This is a genomic window from Caballeronia hypogeia (genome assembly GCF_001544875.2).
In the GTDB taxonomy this organism is placed as follows: Bacteria; Pseudomonadota; Gammaproteobacteria; order Burkholderiales; family Burkholderiaceae; genus Caballeronia; species Caballeronia hypogeia.
Genome location: NZ_FCOA02000016.1, coordinates 49126 through 65462 on the forward strand (window position 1 = coordinate 49126; position 16337 = coordinate 65462).

The 16337-nt window shown below is 60.3% G+C and carries 16 protein-coding genes and 1 tRNA gene; 13 read left to right on the forward strand and 4 right to left on the reverse strand.

Translation table 11 applies throughout. The features are described 5' to 3' along the window. Positions 1–20 precede the first annotated feature (20 nt). A complete protein-coding gene (locus AWB79_RS22240) occupies positions 21–644 on the forward strand; it encodes a DedA family protein (protein WP_061169603.1) in 624 nt (207 codons plus the stop codon). 92 nt (positions 645–736) lie between these two features. Further along, positions 737–832 (forward strand) — tRNA-Sec (locus AWB79_RS22245). A gap of 52 nt (positions 833–884) precedes the next feature. Here AWB79_RS22245 and AWB79_RS22250 read toward each other — a convergent pair. Beyond that, positions 885–2042, reverse strand: a complete 1158-nt coding sequence (locus AWB79_RS22250; RefSeq protein ID WP_061169604.1) for a branched-chain amino acid ABC transporter substrate-binding protein — start codon at positions 2040–2042, stop codon at positions 885–887. Between the two features lie 64 nt (positions 2043–2106). Then, positions 2107–2841, reverse strand: a complete 735-nt coding sequence (locus AWB79_RS22255; RefSeq protein WP_232470966.1) for a GntR family transcriptional regulator — start codon at positions 2839–2841, stop codon at positions 2107–2109. Between the two features lie 260 nt (positions 2842–3101). Here AWB79_RS22255 and AWB79_RS22260 point away from each other — a divergent pair, with 260 nt between their 5' ends. Continuing rightward, positions 3102–3845, forward strand: a complete 744-nt coding sequence (locus tag AWB79_RS22260; RefSeq protein WP_061169606.1) for a GntR family transcriptional regulator — start codon at positions 3102–3104, stop codon at positions 3843–3845. A gap of 124 nt (positions 3846–3969) precedes the next feature. Here the strand turns inward: AWB79_RS22260 and AWB79_RS22265 are convergent, their stop codons facing one another. Both AWB79_RS22265 and AWB79_RS22270 read right to left on the reverse strand, forming a co-directional pair. Then, positions 3970–4257, reverse strand: a complete 288-nt coding sequence (locus AWB79_RS22265) for a tautomerase family protein (RefSeq protein ID WP_157695827.1) — start codon at positions 4255–4257, stop codon at positions 3970–3972. Continuing rightward, positions 4209–4994, reverse strand: coding sequence for an SDR family NAD(P)-dependent oxidoreductase (locus AWB79_RS22270; protein WP_061169608.1), 786 nt, complete (start codon positions 4992–4994; stop codon positions 4209–4211). Before AWB79_RS22270 ends, AWB79_RS22265 begins: the two co-directional genes overlap by 49 nt. 407 nt (positions 4995–5401) lie before the next feature. On the opposite strand from AWB79_RS22270, the gene AWB79_RS22275 reads away from it, so the two are divergent. The 10 genes from AWB79_RS22275 to AWB79_RS22320 all read left to right on the forward strand — a co-directional run bounded on the left by AWB79_RS22275 (position 5402) and on the right by AWB79_RS22320 (position 16333). Then, positions 5402–7483, forward strand: coding sequence for a hydantoinase/oxoprolinase family protein (locus tag AWB79_RS22275; RefSeq protein ID WP_061169609.1), 2082 nt, complete (start codon positions 5402–5404; stop codon positions 7481–7483). 16 nt (positions 7484–7499) lie between these two features. After that, on the forward strand, positions 7500–9218 hold the full coding sequence (locus AWB79_RS22280; RefSeq protein ID WP_061169610.1) for a hydantoinase B/oxoprolinase family protein: 1719 nt from the start codon (positions 7500–7502) through the stop codon (positions 9216–9218). Positions 9219–9235: 17 nt separating this feature from the next. After that, positions 9236–9706, forward strand: coding sequence for a RidA family protein (locus tag AWB79_RS22285; RefSeq protein ID WP_061169699.1), 471 nt, complete (start codon positions 9236–9238; stop codon positions 9704–9706). A gap of 128 nt (positions 9707–9834) precedes the next feature. Next, positions 9835–10602 carry a substrate-binding periplasmic protein gene (locus tag AWB79_RS22290; protein WP_232470967.1) on the forward strand — a complete coding sequence of 256 codons (768 nt, stop codon included), beginning with the start codon at positions 9835–9837 and terminating at the stop codon, positions 10600–10602. A gap of 100 nt (positions 10603–10702) precedes the next feature. Then, complete coding sequence (locus AWB79_RS22295) at positions 10703–11536, forward strand: amino acid ABC transporter ATP-binding protein (protein WP_061169612.1); 834 nt, start codon at positions 10703–10705, stop codon at positions 11534–11536. Between the two features lie 10 nt (positions 11537–11546). After that, entirely contained in the window at positions 11547–12218 is a 672-nt protein-coding gene (locus AWB79_RS22300; RefSeq protein WP_061169613.1) for an amino acid ABC transporter permease, read from the forward strand. A 10-nt stretch (positions 12219–12228) separates the two neighbouring features. Continuing rightward, complete coding sequence (locus AWB79_RS22305) at positions 12229–12894, forward strand: amino acid ABC transporter permease (protein WP_061169614.1); 666 nt, start codon at positions 12229–12231, stop codon at positions 12892–12894. Between the two features lie 59 nt (positions 12895–12953). Next, positions 12954–14246 (forward strand): NAD(P)/FAD-dependent oxidoreductase, encoded by a 1293-nt coding sequence (locus AWB79_RS22310; protein ID WP_061169615.1) that lies wholly within the window; start codon positions 12954–12956, stop codon positions 14244–14246. Between the two features lie 89 nt (positions 14247–14335). Continuing rightward, positions 14336–15367 carry a proline racemase family protein gene (locus tag AWB79_RS22315; protein ID WP_061169616.1) on the forward strand — a complete coding sequence of 344 codons (1032 nt, stop codon included), beginning with the start codon at positions 14336–14338 and terminating at the stop codon, positions 15365–15367. An 87-nt stretch (positions 15368–15454) separates the two neighbouring features. Continuing rightward, entirely contained in the window at positions 15455–16333 is an 879-nt protein-coding gene (locus AWB79_RS22320; protein ID WP_061169617.1) for a shikimate dehydrogenase family protein, read from the forward strand. Positions 16334–16337 lie beyond the last annotated feature (4 nt).

Sequence of the window (16337 nt, forward strand, 5' to 3'; positions counted from 1 at the left end):
CAACGATCACGAGGTGCCGCTTGATCCAGATTCCGCCGTCGGCGATTCAGCAATGGGGCGCCGCCGCCGTGTTCGCGAATGTGCTGCTCACGCGTCTGGGCGTGCCGCTTCCGTCCGCGCCGCTGCTCGTGTTCGCGGGCTCGGCGGTGGCGGGCGGGCGGCTGTCGTTTTCGCACGTGCTGCTCGCGGCGGTGTGCGGAGCGCTGCTCGGCGACAGCGTATGGTTCTCGGCGGGACGCATCTATGGGCGCAGGCTCGTCGCGGCGCTCGCCCGCCGGTCGTATGCGCTCGATACCGGCGTGCGCACCGCCGGCGAACTGTTCGAGCGGCACGGCGCGCCGATCGTGGCGATATCGAAGTTCGTCCCGGGTCTCGGACTCGTCACGCCGCCGCTGATGGGCACGACGCGCATCGCCGTGTTCGCGTTCTTCTTCTGGGACACGGCGGGAATCGTCGCGTGGGCGGCGTTCTGGCTGCTGGGCGGCGCGCTGTTCGAACACCAGTTGCACCTCGTGGTGCTGGCGCTCCAATCGCATGGCGCGACGGTGCTGGATCTGCTCGTGGCGGCGGCCTTGCTGTATTGCGTTTTTCGCCTGATGCGCAGACGGCCGCCGCGCGCACGAATCAACGACGATGACCGCTGATGCGCGATGACGCGACGCGTGTGGTTTATGCAGCGCCGCTATAATCGGACGCCCGCGTGGGTTCTGCCCGGGTTTTCGGGCGTGTATGCGAAGGAAGGCATCCGTATCCGGTGGTGCGGCCGGGCTTCAAACCCGGTTGGGGATGTCAGACATTCCCAGGTCGGTTCGACTCCGGCTGCCTTCCGCCAAATGTGTATCGCAGTAGAGAAGCGAAGAGGAGGAGCACCTAGCAACGGCCGTTCACTTCGCCGTGGTCTTCTCGACGGCCAGAGCCACCCATTTCCCGCCCTGTTCTTCGTAGAGCGTCGCCGAGGCATTCTTGAGATCGCCGGTTTGAGTAAAGGCAATCGTCCCGGTAACTCCGTCGAAGGCATTCGTTCGCAAAGCCTTGATATATTTCTTTGGGTCCGTGGAGTCGGACGCTTTCATCGCATTGATCATGGCCCACGCGGCGTCGTAGGCGAGCGGAGCGAACTGGACGATCCCGACGCCAAACCGGGCCTTCAGCTTGGCGTCGAGTTCGGCCGCGCGAGGCATCCGGTCACGCGGAAGCCCGTACTCCCAACTGAGCATTCCTTTTGCGCCTTGTCCCGCAAGTTGCAGGAAATGCTCGTTCGTGAATCCACCTTCTCCCATGAACCTGGCTCTTATCCCAAGCTGGCGGATCTGTTTCGCCAGGCCGGCCGCTTGAATGTCCTGACCGACATAGAAGATCAAGTCGGGATTCAGACCTTTGATCGTCGTAAGCAGCGCTCTGAAGTCGATGGAGTTTGCCGTCGTGTATTGCCACGACACGAGCTGCGCGCCGCGCTTCTGGATAGCCTTGACGTACTCCGTGACAAGATTCGTACCGTAGTCGGTGCTGTCGTCGATAACGGCAATTCGCTTCGCCTTTAACTGCTCTACCGAGTAGTTCGCTGCAAGCAACGCCATCTGATCGTCGTTGCTGATCGTCCTGAAGGTGGTTTCGAATCCTTGCGCGGTGTACGACGGGGAACTTGACGTCGGCGAAATTTGCGGAATACCTGCCCTTCGGTACACCGAGGATGCCGCTACCGAGCATCCGGAGTTGTAGTGACCGATGACTCCGCTTACATTTTCGTCGACGAAGCGTTGAGCGACCAGCACCGCTGTTTTGGGGTCGGCGGCATCGTCCTGACCGTCGATTTCGAATGCGATCTTCGCGCCGCCAATGATGAGCCCTTGCGCGTTGGCTTCCTCGAAGGCGAGGCGGGCAGCATTCTCCTCATCCTTTCCGTTCGACGCCGAGAATCCGGTCAGAGGTGCGGCGATCCCGATCTTGACTGACTTGATCTCTTCGGACTGTACGGTCCTCGTTACGCTTACGCAAGCGAACAGAACGTAAGAAAGCGCTACCAGCAATTTACGACGAGACATCAACCCTCCAGAAATGTTGTTCCAGCACTGGAATGGCTGGATTCGAAGATCGGCTGTCCTTCAATCAAGCCAGTTTGCCGCGGCGCGCTTTCAAATTCTTGAGGCGCCCCGTGGGGCCGAGCGGGTTCAAACCGATTTCCGGACTGTCGAGACTCAACAGATGAGCAGTGAGCTTCTTTCCTTCCGTCATGTTGTGCGCTTCGGATAACCTGCCGGCTTCTTCGACGTCTTCCCCGAGAATGGCGACACTGATCGGCCGATGTTGTTCGATGATCGCTTCACTGGTTTCGGCCAGTGAATCGCTGGAACGGATGTAGATCCTGATTTGCCGCTCGATCACCTCATATTGATCCTTCAGGCGCCCATGCTCGGAGAGTTCGATGATGGTCTTGTGAAATGCAAAGTCTGCTTCTGCCATGACGCGCTTGTTCGACGATGCGCAGCTACGTTCAAGGGCCGCAAAACAGGTGCGAATCCGCTGACGCTTGCGGTCATTGAGCGTGGAGGCCACGAGTTGAGCGGCGAGGCGCTCGAGGCTCGATCTCAGCGTGTAGAGCTCCCATACGTCCTTCGGCGTCAATGTGATGACGGTCCATCCCGTGTACGGGACGAGAGTCGTGAGTCCTTCCTTCGCCAGCTGATGAAGCGCGGCACGAACGGTCGCGCGCGAAAGATCCATTTCCTCGGAAAGCTGGATCTCGGTGATTCGCGCGCCAGCCGGCAAATCTCCGTTGATGATCGATTCGCGAAGGATGTCGACGGCTTGAGATCCCATCGACTGCTTGACAACCTTGGGCACGTTTAGAACTGAGGACATAAGGCTCTCGATTCATCAAAATAAATGCGATGACTTCATCGGTCGCGACGCAGCCTTTCATTGAAGCCACCCTGCGATTCGAAGGTATCAATCATTGTAGCCAATCGACAATGAGGAATGCCACAGCCGGAACCCGTGCTGGCCCGCTCGACGCGTGCAGAAAGAGGAGTACAATTGTCGGCATTACGTCGACAAGGGTGCGAACAATTGTGCCTCTTCGACAGACATGAAGGAAGGGCAAAATGGCAAAAGAGACGGCAGGGGATGCTCACGCTCCCAAAGAGACGGGCACGGCGCGTGTATACGTGACGTTGCGCAACGAAATCCTGACGATGAAACTTGCGCCAGGAACCCATCTCGACGAGCTCGGCGTCGCGGAGCGTTTCGGCGTGTCGAGATCGCCTGTGCGCGAAGCGCTCGTGCGCTTGTCCGCGGAAGGTCTCGTCACGATCTTGCCCAACCGTGGCAACGTGGTCACGCCCATGGACTTCGGACGTGTGCCCGAATTTCTGGATGCGCTGGATTTGCTGCAGCGCGTGACTACTCGTCTTGCCGCTTTGCACCGGACCGATGAGGATCTTCGAAAGATCCAGCTTGCGGCGAAAACTTACGAAAAGGCCGCAGCGCTCAGCATCAAGAAACACAATAGTCTGGATGTGATCGAAACGAACTACGAATTTCACATGGCCGTTGCCAAGGCCGGGCGGAACGTTTATTTCGCGGATTTGTATCGGCGGCTTCTGGAAGAAGGACGACGAATGCTCAATCTCCACTTCCAATTTCAGACGATGGCAAATATCAGTTCCGAGCAAATGGCGAGCGATCATACCGAGATGGTGGCCGCGATCGAAGCGGGCGATGCAGATTGGGCCGAGGCTGCTGCGCACCAGCACGCGGTTCAGTTCAAAGGTCGCTTCATGCAGTTTCTCGACAGGAATCTGACTGCCGAGATGCCGGTCGTCTACCCGGCAAGCAAGTCGGCTTGAGCCACGTCGTGCCTCACGGCGGCCGACTCGGCCCTCGTACAAACACGAACCGGCCACAAAAATAAAGCTTCGAGGCCGGTATCGTTCTACTGCGCTCCAGTCCTCATCGGATGAGGTGCGTCTCTCAGGTCTGTTCTGCGCGCGCAGCCGAATTTGCCGAAACCAGACGGCCTCCGACCGCCCAGCTCGCGTGCGCGACTTCGTCGAAAACGATCTGCACGTCGGCCGCCGTGCATCGGGCGATGCGCGCGGTTTCGCGCGTGAGCGCATCGGCGAGTTCAGACTTTTGCTCGAGCGTTCTGCCTGCGAGCATTTGTACGTGGATGATGGGCATTGTGGTTCCTTCAGCGAATTCCAAACGGTTTAATCGGGCTGCGATGCGAAGGCGAGATAAGCGGTGGAGGCAAGCCATCCACAATCGATGGGTAAAGTCACGCCCGTAATCGCGGCTGCTTCGCTCGAACAGAGGAAGAACACTGCGTCGGCGACTTCGGACGGCTTGACGAAACGGCGCAATGCCGAACGCTCGATCACCAACGCCGGATCACGTTGTCCACTGTCGATGCGTGCCTGCATGGCCTGAGTCAAGGTGTAACCCGGCGCAACTGCGTTGACTCGTACGCCGCGCGGTCCCCACTCGGCCGCCATCGTCTCGGTCAGTGCTTTCAGCCCGGACTTGCCGACCGTATAAGCCACTTGCGCCGAAGAGCGAAACGTCGTCATCGAACAAAGATTGATCACCGATCCGTGACCTGCTTCACACATCGCGGCGCCGAACGCACGCGATGCGATCAGAGTCCCACGAACGTTGATCTGGAAGAGCCGATCGAACTCCGCAAGATCCATATCCAGAACGCGCACGGCGTTCTGAAGGATGCCCCCAGCGTTGATGAGGCCAACCGGCGCGCCGGATTCCTCGATCACCTGCGACGCGAACCTCGCGACTGACTCCTCGCTCGCCAGGTCGACGTGATGGAACTGGGCGTCATGACCTGCATCGCGCAACTCGCTGGCTACGCGATTGCCGCCGTCCGAGTTCACGTCAGCCAGAACCACGCGATATCCGGCATGCGCAAAGCGACGCGCGCAGGCCTCGCCAATCCCGCTGGCGCCGCCGGTTACGACGATGACTTCCTGATTTTTCCCCATACTCACCTCACGAAACGCCGAAGAAGGCTAAAAAATTTGTCTGAAAACAGTCGACCTAATGCCGACAATACTTGCATCGCCGAATTCGGCTGTCAAGAAATTACGCTGCCATGCACATATGCATGTTTACCCCGATGCATCGCCTAAAGTACCGTCCAGTATGGCTTCCAGCGACTCACTCCAGCTCGGAATTATTTTTCACGTTGACATTGTCGTCTTTTGATCGACAATGCGAGTCATGGATGTGATGCGTTCATTGGGGCGATAAGTTTGTAGAGGCTGTGTCGACTGACATGATCTCTAATTGTCGCCAATCATCAATTCCATGTGAGCCGGTCACCGCTGGATCTAAATGTTCAGACGGTATCTGGCATGCACCTTCAACTTGGAAACGATCGGGAATCGATATGGCAAGCGCGAGAATTGGGGTCGACATCGGCGGCACTTTCACGGACCTTGTGTTGCTCGACGACAAGGGCTATGTGACTTTCACCAAAGTCTCTTCGACGCCTGCGGCGCCGGAGGAGGCGGTTCTGACGGGCGTGCAGCGCATTCTCGAGCAGGCCGGCATGAAGACGTCCGATGTCACCGAGGTGCTGCACGGCACGACAGTCGGTTCGAACACGATGCTGCAGAAGGTTGGCGCGAAGTGCGGCCTCATCACGACGAAGGGTTTCAGGGACGTGCTGGAGATCGGTCGCGTGCGCACGCCGACCATGTTCGATCTTTCATGGGACAAGCCGGTGCCGCTCGTCGAACGCCGCTATCGCCTGGAGATCGATGAGCGTGTCCTCGCTTGCGGCGACGTGCTGCGCCCGACGCCTGTCGATCAGGTGATCGAGGCGGGCAAGTTCTTTCAGAGCGAAGGTGTCGAGTCTGTCGCGATCTGCTTCATCAATTCATACAAGAACGGCGCAAATGAGAAAGCGGCGCTGGAAGCATTTCAGCAAGCGTTCCCTGACATCAGCGTGACTGCATCAATCTCGGTGCTGCCCGAACTGCGCGAGTATGAGCGCACGTCGACGACGGTCGTGAACGCCTACGTGCTGCCGGCGTTGCGGACATATCTTCAGCGTCTGGAATCGGGTCTCAAGCGTATCGGCGTCAATTCTCCGCTTCTGGTCAGCAACTCGAATGGCGGGTTGTCGAGCGCTCGCATCGCACAGGACACGCCGGTCTTCTTCATCTCCTCTGGCCGGTCGGCGGGCGTGGTCGGCGCGGGACGTCTGGGCGACGCCATCAACGAGCAGGAACTCGTGGTCTTCGACATGGGCGGCACGACCGCGTCGGCCTCGCTGATTCACGAAGGGCAGCTCGCGCGCACCAACGAATACGAATTCCGGGCGGGCATCTCGACGCCCAGCCGCTTCATCAAGGCGGGCGGCTACATGATGCGCGTGCCGACGATCGACGTGGCCGAAGTCGGCAGCGGCGCGGGATCGATCGCATGGATCGATGCAGGCGGCCTTCTCAACGTCGGCCCCGTCTCGGCCGGCGCGTTTCCCGGACCGGTGTGCTACGGCATCGGCGGTGAAAAGCCGACGGTAACCGATGCCAACGCAATCCTTGGTTTTCTGCCGCAGAAGCTCGCAGGCGGAACGATGGAACTCAACATCCAGGCAGCGCGTGACGCGGTCGATACGCTGCTCGCGACGCCGCTGGGCATCGGCGTGGAGGAGGCGGCAGTCGGCATTCGCGAGGTCGTCAACGTCAACATGGCGCGGACCATCAAGGCCGTGACGGTCGAGCGCGGTGTCGATCCTCGCGATTTCGCGCTGGTCGCGTTCGGCGGATCGGGCCCGGTGCACGCGTGCGATCTGGCTCGCGCGCTCGACATGAAGCGTGTCGTGTTCCCGGCAGCGCCGGGCGTCTTTACCGCGATGGGCATGCTGGCCGGCGCGGTGGAACGCTACTTCGTGCGCCCGTCGCTGAGCCTGCTCGATACGCTCGATATCGACGCGCTCGCGGGCGTCGTCGCCGAGATGCGCGAGGACGCACGCAAGGCTCTCGCGGAAGAAGGCTATTCAGCGGATCGCATCGAGTACGTCTTCGATCTCGACATGCGGTTCAAGGGACAGGACTACGAGATTCCCGTACGCATTCCCGAGGCGCGTGGCGACAGCGCACGTGAAGCATTGCGCCAAGGCTTCCGTGATGCTTACGCAGCCATCTACGGCTACGCGTCGAACGATGCCATCGAATGCGCGAATGTTCGGCTGCTCGCGCGCGGCGTGGCCACGAGCACGCTCGACTTCAACGACATCCGCAGTTCGAAATCCACGAGTGGCGGGCAGGCCGCAAGCACGCGCCGGGTCTACTTCGACCGCAAGACCGGGTGGATCGACACACCGATCGTTCCGCGCTCGACACTGGACAAGCCGATTACGGGGCCTGTGATTCTTGAAAGCTCCGACACCACGATTGTGATCCCGCCGGGCTGGCGCGTGAGCACCGACAAGGTAGGCAGCGTGATTGCCTCGCTCGACTGATTTCACAGGAGTAACCATGACCCAACGTAACGTTGACCCGATCACTTTCGCGGTCGTCAAAAACGCGCTCGACACCATCGTCGACGACATGGCCTTCGCCGTCATGCGAACCGCCCGCTCGCCGATTATTCGTGATGTGCTCGACTATTCAGTGACCATGTGCGATGCGAAGGGACGCATTCTCGCGCAAGCGAAGACGGTCGCATTGCACCTTGGCGCGGTGCCCGACGCCGTGGACGTGATCATCAGCAAGTACGCGGCGAGCGTCGAACCCGGCGATGTCATCATCCTGAACGATCCGTATGAAGGCGGCATGCATCTGCCGGACATCTTCATGTTCAAGCCGATCTTTCATGAGAAGCGGCTGCAGGGATTCTCCGTCGTGATTGCGCACCATTGCGACGTGGGTGGACGCGTTCCCGGTTCCAACGCTGCGGATTCGACCGAGATTTTCCAGGAAGGACTGCGCATTCCGCCGACGAAGCTCTATGCGCGCGGCGAACCGAACGAGACGCTCATCAACATCATCAAGAAGAACGTGCGGCTTCCGGATCTCGTGCTCGGCGATCTCGACGCGCAGCTCGCCACCTGCAACATCGGCGAACGTGAGTTGCTGCGCATGATCGACCGTTATGGCGAAGAGAACCTCCAAGGCTACTTCGACGAACTGCTCGACTACGGTGAAAGACTCACGCGTCAGGCGATTGAAGCATGGCCGGACGGCGTGTATCACTTCACGGACTACATCGACAACGACGGCTTCTCCGAGGACGCGATTCCCATCAAGTGCGCGATCACGGTGGCGGGATCGAAGGTCAGCGTCGATTTCGCGGGCTCGTCGCCGCAAGTGCGCGGCGCGATCAACTCGACGCTCTCGTTCGTGAAGTCAGCGACCTACCTCAGCGTGCGCTGCGCGCTGGACGCCGACGTGCCCAATAACGCGGGCGTTTATCGCTGCATCGACATTACCGCGCCGGAAGGCTCGATTCTCAATCCGCGCATGCCGGCGCCGGTCGCCGCGCGCGCACTGACGGGTTATCGCGTGGTCGACTGCGTGCTCGGCGCGCTGGCGCAGATCGCACCGAAGAAGGTCATGGCGGCGGGCGAGGGCGGCAACACGGTCATCGCATTGAGCGGCTATGCGAAGGGCGCGAGCGAGCCGTTCATTCTGGTCGACATGATCAACGGCGCATGGGGCGGCCGCTTCAACAAGGACGGTGTGGAAGGCGTCACGAACCCGTCGCAGAACATGTCGAACATGCCGATCGAAACGCTCGAAGCGCGTTACCCGATCGTGATGGAAGCGTACGGCTTCGCGACCGATTCAGGCGGCGCGGGCGAATACCGCGGCGGTCTGGGACTCGTGCGCGAGTATCGGATCGAAGCCGACGAAGTGGTCGCGCAAATTCGCTCGGACCGCGCCAATCACGCACCTTATGGCCTGTTCGGTGGCGGCACTGGAGCCTGCTCAGCGAATTACCTTCGCTCGGAAGAAGGGCTGTCGCCGCTTCCCAGCAAGTTCACGCGCACGCTGCATCGCGGCGCGATCATCCGCCACGAGCAGGCCGGCGGCGGCGGTTACGGCGATCCGATGACGCGAACGCTCGACAAGATCGAAGCGGACTTCGCAAACGGCAAGATCTCGCGCGAGTACGCGGAGCAGCGCCACAAGGTGGTGTTCGACGGTGACCGGATCGACCGGGCGCGCTCGGACGCGGCTCGCAACGCGAAGTGAGTTCCGGAGACGACCCGATGAATCAAAGTCTGAAAGAACGCCTGCGCGAGTTGGGCATCGAGTTGCCTCAATCCGCGCCGAAGCCGGGAGCCAATTTTCTCCCGGTCAAGAAGGTGGGGAATCTCCTGTACGTGTCAGGCCAGGTGCCGGTGCTGGACGGCGTGGATCAATACGTCGGCAAGCTCGGTCGCAACGTGACGATCGAAGAAGGACAGGCCGCCGCGCGGCTCTGCGCCGTCAACATGCTCGCGCAGGTCGATCGCGCGGTAGAGGGCGATTTAAGTCGCGTGGCGGGCTGCGTCCGGCTTGGAGGGTTTGTCAACGCAGCGGAGGACTTTACCGACCATCCGAAGGTCATCAACGGCGCATCCGATCTCATGGTTGCCGTGCTGGGTGATGCCGGCCGGCATACCCGGGCCGCGGTCGGCTGCATTTCGTTGCCGCGAGGCGTGGCAGTCGAGCTCGATGGAATTTTCGAACTCAAGTAGGCAAAAACCAGCAAGACCCGATCACTTGTATTGACTGAACCCCTAAATTGCTGAGGTTGAAAATGCTGCCGATTTCTCAAATTCTTGGTCGCGCGCTGGTCTGTGCGACTGCAGTAGGCGCACTTGCCATGAGCTCGACGACGTATGCCCAGGATGCCAATACCTGGCAAAGCGTGCGAAAGGCCGGCGTTCTGCGCTGTGGTATCGCGACCTCGCCGCCGTACACCATGAAGGACCCGAAGACGGAAACCTACAGCGGCATCTTTCCCGATCTGTGCCGCCAGTTCGGCGAGAAGGTCCTGAAGGTCAAGGTCGAATATGTCGACACGACGTGGGACAACATCGTTGCCGGGCTTCAGTCCGAGAAGTGGGACATCTCACTGTCGCTCAACGACACACCTGAGCGCAGAAAGGCGATCTCGTTCTCGGAGCCGGTCGTCGATTACAGCGTGACCTTTGCCTACAACAAGAACAACCCGAAGGTGCCGAAGTCGATCAATACGATTGCCGACATCGACAAGCCGGGCATGACCGTCACGGTGATGTCGGGCACGGCGCAGGACAAGGCGATCTCCGCCGTCCTGAAACAGGCGACGATCATGCGTCTGCCGGGCTTCGACGAAACGCGCCTTGCGCTGATGTCCAAGCGCGCGGACCTGCTCGCGGATGACAACATGACGAATCTGCTGCTCACGCGCGCTCACCCGGACTGGGCTGTCGCGTTCAAGCCGAATCCGCTGCTGGCGCAGCAAGGGATCGCTTTCGGTATTCGCAAGGATACGCCGGCCGCGGACGTCGCCGTGCTCAATCAGTTTATCGAGCAGCAGAAGCAGACGGGAACAGTGAACAAACTGGTCGAAGCCTCGGTTAAAGAGACGGTAGCCGCTACCAAGTAACCGGTGTCAGCCGACGGAACTGCGCGCGCCGCAGTTCCGTCATCGGATTCAATGGAGTCCCGAGCGCCAGCGTTGCGCTGGGCAGGAGGAAGTCCTCATCATGTTATCTCAGACACAAGCACAACCGCTGGCGACCGCGATCGACCCAGGGAACATCACGTCCTTGTCCTCGGTGTCAGGCGACTTCGTGCAGTTGAAGAACGTGTACAAGTCATACGGCGAAAATCTCGTCGTCATGGATCGGATGAGCCTGAACATGCGCGCCGACGACCGGCTAGTCGTGATCGGCCCCAGCGGCAGCGGCAAGAGTTCGCTGCTCCGCGTGATGATGGGCCTCGAAGGTGTACAGGGCGGCGAGATCGCGTTCCAGGGAAAGCCCTACATTCGTGGCGCCGACATGGGCGGCAAGCGGATCGATGCGAAGCTGCAAAAGCAGATTGGCATGGTGTTCCAGCACTACACGCTGTTTCCGCATCTTTCCGTGCTTGGCAACCTCATCCTGGCACCGGTGAAGACGCTTGGGCTCGGCAAGGCCGAAGCGACGGAGCGGGCACGCAAGTACCTCGCGCGACTCGGTCTCGAAAGCAAGCTCAACGCTTATCCCAGCCAGCTCTCGGGCGGACAGAAGCAGCGTGTCGCCATCGCGCGCGCGCTCATGCTCGAACCGAAACTGATGCTCTTCGACGAAGTGACATCCGCGCTCGATCCCGAGATGGTGATCGAAGTGCAGAACGTGATGCTGCAACTGGCGGAGCAGAAGATGGCGATGATCATCGTCACGCACGACATGCACTTTGCCCGCGACATCGCCACGCGCGTCGTCTTCTGCGCGAGCGGCAAGGTGGTGGAAGAGGGCGCGCCCGCCGAGATGTTCAAATGCCCGAAGGAAGCGCGTACTCGCGAGTTCCTCGAGAAAGTCCTTCATCTGGATTGAGGGAGCGGACATGGGCTATCAATTCGATTTCAGCTTCTTAAATGGAAGCGCGGCCGCCCTTCTTCAAGGTCTGAAGGTCACGCTGGAGCTTGCGCTCGCCGCCAACGTCATGGGGCTTGTGCTGGGCTTCTTTCTTTGCCTGATGGTGATGAGCCGCTGGCAGTTCGTGCGCTGGCCGGCGCAGCTCTTTGTCGAGTTCTTCCGCTGCACGCCCGCGCTGCTGCAGATCGTCTGGTTCTTTTATTGCATTCCGATGATGGTCGACTTCTTCATCGATCCCATCGCGATGGGCGTGCTCGCGCTCGGTTTGAACCTGACGGCCTTCAACGCGGAGGCCTATCGCGCGGGGGTGCAGGCGGTGCCGAAGGAACACCTTGATGCCTGCGTGGCATTGGGTCTGAAGCCGTGGCAACGAACCTTCTATGTCGTCTTGCCACAGGCGTTGCGCAGCGCGCTGCCAGTGCTGATGACCAACGGCATCGGCACGCTCCAGCAAAGCGCGCTGGTTGCGATCGTTGCGGTGGCGGACCTCATGTATGTCGCGAAGAGCCTGGCGACCGAAGCCTATCGGCCGCTGGAAACTTATACGGTCGTTGCGCTGATCTACTTCGCGCTATCGCTTCCGATCTCGCGACTTGTTCATGTTATCGAGCGCCGGCAGGATGCCGCCGTGACGCGTTAAGGAGATTGGAATGCATCTGGATCTCGGCATTGTGGCGTCGTACTGGCTCGTGCTGCTGAAGGGGCTGGGCCTGACCATTGCGTTCACGAGCGGCTGCGCGGTGCTGGGAAGCCTGCTCGGCTTCTGTCTCAGTCTGCTTCGCTTGTCGCCTTCTCGTTGGATCAAGGCGCCGACGTGGCTGTACGTGGAGCTATTCCGTGGAACGCCGCTTCTCATTCAGCTTTTCTGGATCTTTTTCTGCTTTCCTGTGGTGTTCCGCTTGCCGATTCCGCCGTATCTGTCGGTCATCATCTCGCTGACGCTCTACATGACCGCGATCACCAGCGAAACGTTTCGCGGTGCGCTCAAGTCGATCTCGGGCGAGCAGCACGATGCCTGCATCGCACTGAGCCTCTCGCCGCAGGCGAAAATCCTGCATGTGATCTTTCCGCAGGCGCTGTTGCGGGCCATTCCCCCGCTTCTGTCGAACATCATCAGTCTGTTCAAGGAGAGCGCGCTGATTTCGTCGGTGGGGGTTGCGGACCTGATGTATGTCGGACAGAGCATCTCGAACTCGACGGCGCGTCCGCTCGAGTTCCTGACGACCGTCGGGATCATTTACTTCCTGGTGGCGTTCCCGCTGACCCGGCTGGTCGGTCTGGTTGAGACAAGGTTCCTTCGTCGCTTTGCTTATTGAAAGCGAAAGGTATTCAATACAAAAAGGTCGTTCTTTCCGCAGCACGGACGAAATCGAAGATGAATTCTTTACCCCGCGAGCGTTTCCCGAGCCCCGTGCCTTCGCCTGCCTCGCATGAGCAGGCGGTCGTGGTCGGCGGTGGCATCGTCGGCACCTGTTGCGCGCTTTACCTTCAGCGCAACGGGGTTCAGGTCACGCTGGTCGATCCGGCCGCGCCGGGCGACAGCACGGCGAAATGGAGTTGCGGCCAGATCTCGGTCGGCGAGATCATTCCGCTCTCGAAGCCCGGCCTTCTGATGAAGGTGCCGGGATGGCTGATGGACCAGACCGGTCCGCTTGCTTTGCGTCCGAGCGCGTTGCCGGGCATCATTCCCTGGTTGCTGCGCTTCATGGCCTGTGCGCGTCATTCGCGGATCGAAAGCATCGCTCAGGCCATGGCCACGCTGACGAAGGATGTGTTTGCCGATTACGCACCGTTGCTCGATGAATGCGACGACAAGGCGCTCCTTCTTCAACGACCCATCATGCAGGTTTTCGATGGCCCTGAAGGGGTGGAGCGCGAGCGCGGACATATGGAGCTTCGGCAGTCCTTCGGCTTTTCTTCGCAAGTGCTGAATGCGGCGGAAATCGGCGATCTGGAACCGACGCTCGCCGGGCGCTTCTCGCACGGCATTCTTCTGCCGCAATGGCGTTTCGTGAGTGACACTGAGGGTTTCATCGCGGCGCTGACCGAGAGCTTCGAGAATAACGGCGGACGGCGCATCCGAACCACGGCCCTGTCCATCGACGAAGACTCGGGACGTGCCACGGGAGTCACACTGGCAAACGGAGAGCGCGTGGCCGCAAATCATGTCGTGGTTGCGGCGGGCGCGAGTGCGACGCGCTTCTTCTCGCAATTGGGCATCGATGTGCCGCTCGAAGGCGTCGCAGGCTATCAGGCGCTGCTGCCCGAACCCGGCGTCGAGTTCCGGCATTCGGTGATTTATGCCGATGGTGGCTTCTGCTTCACGCCGATGCGACGCGGGCTGCAAATCGGCGGCACGATCGAGTTTGCCGGAAAGAACGCGAAGCCGAATTTCAAGCGCGCGGAAATCATTCTCGCGAAGGCGCGCCGCGTTCTCCCGGAGCTGAACGTTCAGCGGCACGAATTCGGTGTCGGCTATCGCCCGTTCCTGCCTGACACGAAGCCGATCATCGACCGGTCGCGGCGTCTTCCAAACGTGCTGATGGCGATCGGTCACGGACAACTGGGGCTCACGCTCGGCGCCACCACAGGGCGTCTGATTGCCGACCTGGCGGCAGGGCGAACGCCGAAACAGGATCTCGCGCCGTTCAGCGCTTACCGGTTCTGAACATAACGAGTCGCCCAGATCAAATCATGCGTCGGCGAAAACGCCGGCGATCAGGCCAGAGGGCCGAACATTTCAGAAAGGTGTGAACCATGCGCTGGAAAAAGACACTGCAACTCGTCGGCGTGCATTGCGAGGGCGAGATCGGAAAGGTGATCACGGGCGGCGTCGTGAACATCCCGGGCGCGACCATGCTCGACAAGATGAACTACATCAACGAGGTAGATGACAGCCTTCGAAAACTGGTCGTGCTCGAGCCGCGCGGTTGTCTGCAGATGTCGGTCAACCTGCTGCTGCCGCCGACAAGACCCGAAGCACATGCAGGCTTCATCGTGCTTCAGTCGGACAAGGCCCATCCGATGTCCGGAAGCAATTCGATCTGCGTGGTGACGACATTGCTCGAGATGGGAATCGTGCCCATGCAGGAGCCAGAGACGACCGTCGTGCTGGACACGCCCGCCGGTCTCGTCACGGCGCGCGCGACGTGCCGCGATGGCCGCTGCGTTGGCGTGTCCCTGAACATGGTTCCCGCGTTCGTCGAGCATCTCGATCTGCCGGTCGAGACGGCCGAGTTCGGCAAGATCACGGTCGACGTTGCTTTCGGTGGCGTGTACTACGCGCTCGTCGACGTGGAACAAGTGGGTCTCACGATTGCACCGGAGAACGCGCGCAAGCTCGCCGACTATGGCGTGAAGTTGCGGAACATCATCAACGAACAGGTGAGCATCCAGCATCCGCTCTATCCGGAAATCAATCAGATCGCTTATGTGATGTTTCGCAACCGGGTAAGCGATGTCGAGTATCAGACCTGCACGACGCTTCCGCCGGGGCGAATCGATCGCTCGCCGTGCGGCACCGGCAGTTCGGCGAATCTTGCGACGCTCGCCGCGCGCGGAAAGGTGGATGTGGGTGGAAAGCTCAAGTCCCGTTCGACGATCGGCAGCGAGTTCGGAGTCGAGTTGCTGGGGAAAACGGAAGTCGGCGGCAGGCCCGCAGTGCTTCCCAAGATCAGCGGGCGCGCATGGATCTACGGCATTGAGCAGATTGGCGTGGATCCTGATGATCCGCTGGCTGCGGGCTTCATGCTCAGCGATACCTGGGGCGAAGGCTTCCCGAAGAAGTAGTGCGTTCTCGCCTCGCCGATGGCGAGGCGCATTCACTACTGGCAATCCTGAGGTATTACTTAGTAATACAGAATTGAAAGGAATTTCATGATCACCGGCAAAACTGGCGTTTTCTTCATGGTGGCGGACCCGATCGAACAGGTGCGCACGCCCGAGATTTTCAACAAGGTGCTGCCGCTCGCCGGCGACGACGCGGTCATGGTTCCGCTCCAGGTCGCTCCGCAAAACCTGGAGGCGACGATCCGGTCGTTGTTCAGTTCGGCGACGACGCGCGGCATGGTCCTGTCGATTCCGCACAAGACTGCAGCCGCATCGATCGTCGATCGCTGCTCGAAGGGCGCGCAGGTCGCGAATGCGGTCAATGCGATTCGACGCAACGAGGCGGGCGAGCTCGAAGGCGAACTGTTCGATGGACTGGGCTTCGTCAAGTCGATGGAGCGCTATGCAATGGACTATCGCGGCAAGTCGGTGTTTCTGGTCGGCGCGGGCGGTGCGGCGAGCGCGATTGCGGCCGCGTTGTCGGAGGGCGCTGTGTCGAAGATCGGCCTTTACGATCCAGAAACGTCGAAGGCGCGCCAACTGGCGCAGTCCATCCAGAAACAGTACGGCGTGCCGGTGTCGGTCAAGGACAGCAACGACCCCGCCGGCTTTGAAGTCGTGATAAACGCGTCGCCGCTGGGTCTCAAGGCAAATGATCCGTTGCCCGTTCCGACTGATCGGCTCGAACCGGGCGCCCAGGTCTGCGACATTCTGATGAAGAACCAGCCGACGCCATTGCTCAGAGCCGCGATGAATCAGGGTATGACGGTTCTCCCGGGTTTCGACATGCTCATTCTGCAAACGCCGCTCTTCCTGGACTTCTTCGGTGCGCGCAAAGCGGCCGAATTGCTTCGTGCTGACGATTCCGTTGCGCGTGACATGTTGTTCCCGGCAGAGCTTCGAGATCTCGTCAAACGCGCGGCCTGAGCGC